The organism is Acidisphaera sp. L21 (genome assembly GCF_009765685.1).
Taxonomy (GTDB): domain Bacteria; phylum Pseudomonadota; class Alphaproteobacteria; order Acetobacterales; family Acetobacteraceae; genus LMUY01.
The window spans coordinates 23483-30733 of record NZ_LMUY01000078.1 but is presented as its reverse complement, the minus strand read 5'-3'; the positions used below and the strand labels follow the sequence as shown (position 1 = coordinate 30733).

At 65.9% G+C, this 7251-nt stretch carries 6 protein-coding genes and 1 tRNA gene; 3 read left to right on the top strand and 4 right to left on the bottom strand.

Features of this window, described 5'->3' with window-relative positions:
- The first annotated feature begins 183 nt into the window (after nucleotides 1-183).
- The 3 genes from GSQ76_RS16140 (at nucleotide 184) to GSQ76_RS16130 (ending at nucleotide 1972) form a co-directional block, all read left to right on the top strand.
- Nucleotides 184-259 (top strand) — tRNA-Glu (locus GSQ76_RS16140).
- A gap of 112 nt (nucleotides 260-371) precedes the next feature.
- Entirely contained in the window at nucleotides 372-1211 is an 840-nt protein-coding gene (locus tag GSQ76_RS16135) for an undecaprenyl-diphosphate phosphatase (protein ID WP_158745070.1), read from the top strand.
- The gene (locus GSQ76_RS16130; RefSeq protein WP_158745069.1) at nucleotides 1208-1972 is read left to right on the top strand and encodes a GDSL-type esterase/lipase family protein; all 765 of its coding nucleotides are present in this window, start codon (nucleotides 1208-1210) and stop codon (nucleotides 1970-1972) included. The genes GSQ76_RS16135 and GSQ76_RS16130 overlap by 4 nt, the downstream gene beginning before the upstream one ends.
- A 39-nt stretch (nucleotides 1973-2011) precedes the next feature.
- Here GSQ76_RS16130 and GSQ76_RS16125 read toward each other — a convergent pair whose 3' ends face one another.
- The 4 genes from GSQ76_RS16125 to truB form a co-directional block, all read right to left on the bottom strand.
- Nucleotides 2012-3424: a nitronate monooxygenase family protein gene (locus GSQ76_RS16125; protein WP_158745068.1), complete on the bottom strand. Its 1413-nt coding sequence runs from the start codon at nucleotides 3422-3424 to the stop codon at nucleotides 2012-2014.
- A 171-nt stretch (nucleotides 3425-3595) separates the two neighbouring features.
- A complete protein-coding gene (gene pnp, locus GSQ76_RS16120; protein ID WP_158745067.1) occupies nucleotides 3596-5749 on the bottom strand; it encodes a polyribonucleotide nucleotidyltransferase in 2154 nt (717 codons plus the stop codon).
- 191 nt (nucleotides 5750-5940) lie between these two features.
- The gene (rpsO, locus tag GSQ76_RS16115; RefSeq protein ID WP_158745066.1) at nucleotides 5941-6210 is read right to left on the bottom strand and encodes a 30S ribosomal protein S15; all 270 of its coding nucleotides are present in this window, start codon (nucleotides 6208-6210) and stop codon (nucleotides 5941-5943) included.
- A gap of 20 nt (nucleotides 6211-6230) precedes the next feature.
- Entirely contained in the window at nucleotides 6231-7151 is a 921-nt protein-coding gene (truB, locus tag GSQ76_RS16110) for a tRNA pseudouridine(55) synthase TruB (protein ID WP_158745065.1), read from the bottom strand.
- Nucleotides 7152-7251 lie beyond the last annotated feature (100 nt).

Genomic DNA, 7251 nt, shown 5'->3' with positions numbered 1-7251 from the left:
GGTATTCCGCGCCGCCGGCACGCCGCTGGGCCAGGCACTTTCGACTCCGGGTGCGCCGATGCATCTGGCCGGCACGCTGCGGGCGGAAGAGTGGAATGGTGTGGTTTCCGCATCCTTTGTCGTTAGCGACGCTGCTGCGGCTTGACCCGGCGCGCGCGGGCGGGCACATCACGCGCCTGGCCCGTCCCGTTCGTCTAGAGGCCTAGGACACGGCCCTTTCAAGGCTGTAACACGGGTTCGAATCCCGTACGGGGCACCACTCCTTTTCCGATCCCAGGGAGAGGGTCCGCCAATCCTCCTCCGCGCAGGACCTTGCCACGGCGCGCTTCGTCCGGCAGGAACGCGGCTCGCAATACGAGGGCCGGATCTGTATGGACGCGCTGCAAGCGATCGTAATCGCCATTCTGCAAGGTGCGACGGAGCTGTTTCCGGTTAGCAGCCTGGGTCATGCAGTGGTGCTGCCAGCGATCCTCCGTTGGCCGCTGGATCAGCGCTCATCCAGCTTCCTGCCATTTCTGGTGATGCTGCATGTCGGCACCGCGGTGGCGTTGCTGGGGTTCTTCTGGCGGGATTGGCTGGCGCTGTTCCTGGGCGTGTTCGGGCTGTCGGGGGAGCACCAGAACCGCGAAAGCCGCCGGGTTTTCCTGCAGATCGTCATCGCGACCATCCCGGCTGTTGTGGTCGGATTCCTGCTGGAACGCTACGTGCGCAGCCTGTTCGCCTCTGCCATCATTGCCTCCATCTTCCTCGCAGTGAACGGCGTCATCCTGCTGTTCGGGGAGCGGTTGCGCTCACGCGCCGGGGACCGGCCGCTGTCGTCGCTAACGTTCGGCGACGCGTTCGCGATCGGCATCTGGCAGTGCGGCGCCCTGATCCCGGGCATCTCGCGCTCCGGCATCACCATCGTCGGCGCGCTGCTGCGGGGCATCAACCACGAGGGTGCAGCCCATTTCTCGTTCCTGATCGCGACGCCCATCATCATCGGCGCCACCGTGTTGGAGGTGCCGAAGCTGCTGCATGAGGATATTCCGCCGGGGACCCTGGAATTGTCGCTGGTGGCGGCGGTGATTTCAGGGATCGTGGCCCTGCTCAGCACCTGGTTTCTGATGCGGTATTTCCGGCATAACGACAAATGGGCGCTGAATCCGTTCGCGTATTACTGCATCGTCGCTGGCCTTGGTGCGCTGGCCTATTTGGAGTTGCGGGCATGAAGCGGCTCGGCCTCGTGTTGGTGGCGGCGCTGCTAGCGGGGGCGGCTGGTCCGTCCAACCCGGCCGCCGGGTCGCTGTCGCGCGACAATCTGCCGTGGTGGCATGCCCGGCACGTCGCCGCCGTCGCGCGCGCGCGGCTGGGGCATGTGGATCTGGTATTCCTGGGTGATTCCATCACCCAGAACTGGGAGGAGCGTGGGCCGCCGGACTGGCGGGATTTCGCACCGCAATGGCAGCGTTTCTACAGCGACCGCAACCCGCTGAACCTCGGCTTCAAGGGCGACACCACCGCCAGCCTGATTTGGCGCATGGAGCATGGTGAGGTCGATGGCATTCAGCCCAAGGCCGCGGTCGTGCTGATTGGCGCCAACAACAATGGGCGGGTGCATTGGTCGGCCGAGCAGACGATTGGCGGGATCGAGGCGGTGATTGCCGAGGCGCACCGCAAGCTGCCGGGGACGAAGATCCTGCTGCTATCCGTGCTGCCGTCCGAGCGATCGGCCTGGGTGGACGAAACCACGATCGCCACCAACCGCGGCCTGGCCGAGCGCTACGGCCACGGGCAGGACCCGCTAGTGACCTACATGGACGTGACCGGGCTGTTCATGAAGGACGGCCATCTGGACAAGGCCGCCTTCCTGGACGGGTATCTGACCCCGCCGGACCCGCTGCTGCACCCGACAGCGCAGACGCAGACGCGCCTGTCCGAGGCGATGGAGCCGACGCTGGCGAAGATGATGGGCGACCGGGTTCACCGGTAGTCGCTAACCCCTCTCCCGCGGGAGAGGGGGGCGCCGGGCTCAGCGCCCGGTGAGGATGCGCTCGACGAGTTGCTTCACCGTGGGGATGAAGCCGTTCGAGTAGAACGGGTCGGAGGCGAAGCGGTAGGCGTTGTGGCCGCTGAACATCAGGTTGTTGTCCAGCGCCACCGGGTCGCCGCGGTCGTCACGCACGGCCTGGAGAGTCTTCTGGATGCAGAAGCTGCGGGGATCGGCCTTCTTGCCGCTGGTATAATCCGGCTCGTGCTGGGACCAGTTGGAGAACCGGCATCCGCTGAGGCAGCCCATGCAATCCGTCTGGTCGCGCAGAATTTCGGCCGATTTCTCCGGCGTCACGAAGACCAGCGTACTGTCGGGGGTCCGCAGCGCCTCGGTGAAGCCGTTGCGCACCCAATGTTCGGCGCGGCCGAGGTCGATCGGCGCCAGGTAGACGATGCGCTGGCGCGGACCGACGCCGAACGCGGCGGTGTGCTCACCAATCGGTTCCATCGTGTAGGCGACCTGGTGTTCGCTCCGCTGGCGCAATTCCTGGATAAAGCCGTTATTGACTGCGGAGGAATAGAAGCCGGTGGGGCTGAACTTGTTGAGGAAGACGTCGCCCTCCTTCAGCGTCAGCAGCTTCTGCTTCCACGCATCGCCGATCGGGCTTTCACGCGTTAGCAGCGGACGGGTGCCGAACTGGAACGCGATGGGGCCGAGTTCGGGATTGTCGATCCAATCCTCCCAATCCTCCAGCCACCACACGCCGCCGGCCATGATGATGGGCGTATCGCCCAGGCCGAAGCTGCGCATCAGCTTGCGCAGGGCCAGCACGCGGGGATACGGGTCCTCGGGCTTTTCCGGGTCCTCACCATTGGTCAGCCCATTATGGCCGCCGGCGAGCCACGGGTCCTCGTATACCACGCCGCCGAGCAGGGAAGCAGCCTTGGAGTAAGCCCGCTTCCACAATGCGTTGAATGCGCGGGCGGAGGAGACGATGGGGTAGTAGTGCACGCCAAACTTGGCAGCGATGTCGCTGAGCCGGTAGGGCATGCCTGCGCCGCAGGTGAGGCCGTGGATGAGCCCCTTGGCGCCTTCCAGCACCCCGGTGATCACGCGCTCCGCCCCGCCCATCTCCCATAGGAGGTTGGCGTGAATGCGGCCGTTTCCGTTAGACAGCTCGTGCGCCTGCTGGGCTTGCGCGATGCCGCCCTTGATGGCGAAGTCGATCAGTTCCTCGTGGCGCTCGCGCCGGGTGCGACCGTGATAGATCTGTTCCTCACGGTGGCCGTTCTCGTCGTAGCTATCGGCATTGACCGCGCTGAACGTGCCTGCACCGCCTGCCTGCGCCCAATGCCCGGCAGATACGCCCGTCGACACGGCAACGCCCTTGCCGCCTTCAACAAGCGGCAGAACGTCGACGCCTCCCATACGGATCGCGTTAATCGCTTTCATGACTGGGTTTCTTCCCCGGGCTGAAACAAACTGCAATATGAGGCTAACACGAGCCGAGCGCTAGGGGCCCACAAGGCGCCGCAGGCCTGATTCCGGAAACAAATGTCACCGAAATGTGTTTATAGGTGATGAAGGAGGCATGTCGCCCCCTCCACCCATTCATCGAAGCGATTATGCAGCGTCGGCGTCGCGCGGGCGGCCGCCGCCCTTGGCGCCAACCTTGTCGCTGATGTCCTCGCCCGTGGCCTGGTCGACCACGCGCATGGACAGCTTCACCTTGCCGCGGTCGTCGAAGCCGATGACCTTGACCTTCACTGCGTCGCCCTGGTTCACGATGTCGGTCGTCTTGGCGACACGGGCCTGAGCCAGTTCGCTGATGTGGACCAACCCGTCGCGGGTGCCGAGGAAGTTCACGAACGCGCCGAACTCGGCCGTCTTCACGACCTTGCCGTTGTAGATCACCCCGATCTCCGGCTCCGCCACGATGCCGCGGATGCGGTCGATGGCGGCCTGGCTCTGCTCCTCGCTGGTGGCGGCGATCTTGATCGTGCCGTCATCCTCGATGTCGATCTTGCAGCCTGTGCTCTCGACGATCTCGCGGATCACCTTGCCACCGGTGCCGATGACCTCGCGGATCTTCTCCTTCGGCACGTTAATGATGGTGATGCGCGGGGCAGTTGCCGCCACGTCGCCGCGGGCACCCGACAGGCCCAGGGCCATCTCGCCTAGTATGTGCAGGCGGCCGTCGCGAGCCTGGGCGAGGGCGACCTTCATGATCTCGAACGTGATGGACGTGATCTTGATGTCCATCTGCAGGCTGGTGATGCCGGCCTCGGTGCCCGCGACCTTGAAGTCCATGTCACCGAGGTGATCCTCGTCGCCCAGGATGTCGGACAGCACGGCAAAGCCGCGGTCTTCCTTGATCAGGCCCATCGCGATACCGGCCACCGGGCGCTTCAACGGCACGCCAGCATCCATCAGCGACAGGGAGGTGCCGCAAACCGTCGCCATCGAGGACGATCCGTTGCTCTCCGTGATCTCGCTGACCACGCGCATGGTGTAGGGGAAATCCGCCTTGGTCGGCAGCAGCGGACGCAGGGCGCGCCATGCCAGCTTGCCATGGCCGATCTCGCGACGGCCGGGGCTGCCCATGCGACCAGCTTCACCCACCGAGTAGGGAGGGAAATTGTAGTGCAGCATGAAGTGCGACCGGCTCTCGCCTTCCAGCGAGTCGATGATCTGCTCGTCCTGGCCGGTGCCCAGCGTGGCAACGCACAGCGCCTGCGTCTCGCCACGGGTGAACAGGGCGGACCCATGCGCGCGCGGCAGGATGCCGACTTCGGCGATGATCGGGCGAACCGTCTTGGTGTCGCGGCCGTCGATGCGCAGCCCGGTGTCCAGAATGGCGTTGCGGACGATATCCGCCTCCAGATCCTTGAACATGCCCTTGGCCTTGTCGGCGTCCAGGCCCTCGGCCGTCAGCGCGGCGGCGGCGGCCTTCTTGGCGGCGCCCACCTTCTCGTAGCGGGCGGCCTTCTGCTGCTCCTTGTAACCCTCGGCGATCGAGGTGCGGGCCAGCTCGTCGATACGGGCCTTCAGGGCGGCGACCTCGGGGGCCGGCTCGGGCAGGGCCCACGGCTCCTTGGCGGCATGCTCGGCCAGTTCGATGATCGCCTGGATCACCGGCTGGAAGCTGGCATGGGCGAATTCGAGCGCGCCCAGCATGACTTCCTCGGACAGCTCATGGGCTTCGGACTCAACCATCAGCACGCCTTCGGCGGTGCCGGCGACGACCATGTCGAGCTGGAAGCCCTTCATCTGATCCAGGGTCGGGTTCAGCACGTATTCGCCGTCGATGTAGCCGACGCGGGCCGCGCCCACCGGGCCGAAGAACGGGATGCCAGACAGCGTCAGCGCGGCGGAGCAGCCGATAAGCGCGACGATATCGGGGTCGTTCTCCATGTCATGCGACAGCACGGTCGCGACGATCTGGACCTCGTTGCGGAAGCCCTCGGGGAACAGGGGACGGATCGGACGGTCGATCAGGCGGCTGACCAGCGTCTCCTTCTCGGAGGGGCGACCCTCGCGCTTGAAGAAGCCACCGGGGATTTTGCCGGCGGCGAACGCCTTTTCCTGGTAGTTCACAGTCAGCGGGAAGAAGTCCTGGCCGGGCTTGGCGGTCTTCACGCCAACGGCGGTGCAGAGCACGATGGTGTCGCCCAGGCGGGCGAGAACGGACCCATCGGCCTGGCGGGCGATCTTGCCGGTCTCCAGGATCAGCTTGCGGCCGCCCCAGTCGAGTTCTTTGCGGAAATGATTGAACATGCAGTGTTTCCTCGTATCGCGCGGGCGATGCGGGCGGAAACCGGTGCGGGGGCGGCGTCTCGGGCGGCATGGCGGCGCGGGCGTCAACCGCGACCATGTGGCCGAAGGCGCCGTCGCGATCCGGATGCCGTTTGCACCCCTACGCGGCGTTCCTCGGCACCACTATTGGCGCCGAGGGGCAGCAGGTCGGGCTAGCGACGCAGCGACAGACGCCCGATCAGGGTCTGGTAGCGCGCCTGGTCTTTTCTCTTCAGGTAGTCGAGCAGACGGCGGCGGCGGCCCACCAGCATCAGCAGGCCACGGCGGCTGTGGAAATCCTTGGCGTGGATCTTCAGGTGCTCCGTCAGGCTGCTGATCCGTTCGGACAGCAGAGCCACCTGGACTTCGGGGCTACCGGTATCGGTCGTCCCGGTTGCGTAATCGGTAATAAGAGCAGTGCGCTGCTCGGCTGTAAGCGACATCGGATATACTCCGGAGGGGGTTAAAGAAGGCGTTCCGGCCGCAGCATGCCATCCGACATGCGGCATAGGCCGATCACGCGCGTCCCCGCCATGGCACGAGCCAACCCGCCATCGGGGTCGGCCGTCCCTGGAATGCGCCCCATCAGATCCACCAGGCTGATAGCCTGGCCACGTGACAGGAAGAAGGCCTCCGCCTCAGTCAAGGCCAGCGCCGGGATGTCGGCCAGCGCGGTCGCGACCGGAAGCAGCAGGTCCGGGGAAGCGGGCGGGATATCGTCCCCTGGCGAACATTTGTCCAGAGAAATCGCTTGCGCCTCCAGAAACGGCCCCACCCGCAGGCGGCGCAGGGCGGTGACATGGCCCAACGCACCGCACGCTGCCGCCAGATCGCGCGCTAGGGAGCGCATGTAGACCCCCTTGCCCGACTGCACGGCAAACACCGCGGTATCCGCGTCGATTCGGTCGATCAGGTCGAACCGGTCAACCCGCGCCGGCCGTGCCTCCAACACCGGGGCGCGGCCCTCGCGCGCCATGTCGTAGGCCCGCTCACCGGCCACCTTGATGGCGGAATAGGCGGGCGGCACCTGCATGATGTCGCCGCGGAAGGCGGGAAGCGCGGCCTCGAACGCCTCGTTGCTGGGGCGCACGTCGGAGGTCGCGGTGACGGCGCCATCCGCATCGTCCGTATCGCGGGTTTCGCCCAGGCGCAGAGTGAAATGATACAGCTTGGTGCCGTCCATCACATACGGCACCGTCTTGGTGGCGGCGCCGAAGGCGATCGGTAGAACCCCCGTGGCCAGCGGGTCCAGCGTGCCGCCATGGCCAGCCTTCTGCGCGTCGAACCCGCGGCGCACGCGGTTTACCACGTCGGTGCTGGTCATGCCCGCAGGCTTGTCGATGATCAGCCAGCCATCGAGAGGGCGGCCCCGGCGTCGGCGCATACGAATAGGCTTTCATGAGTGGGGGACGCGCGCGGCATGGGGCGCGCGAAAAACCGGGGTGTAGGCAGGCGGGCCCGCCAGGTCCAGCGTTATTCTGCGG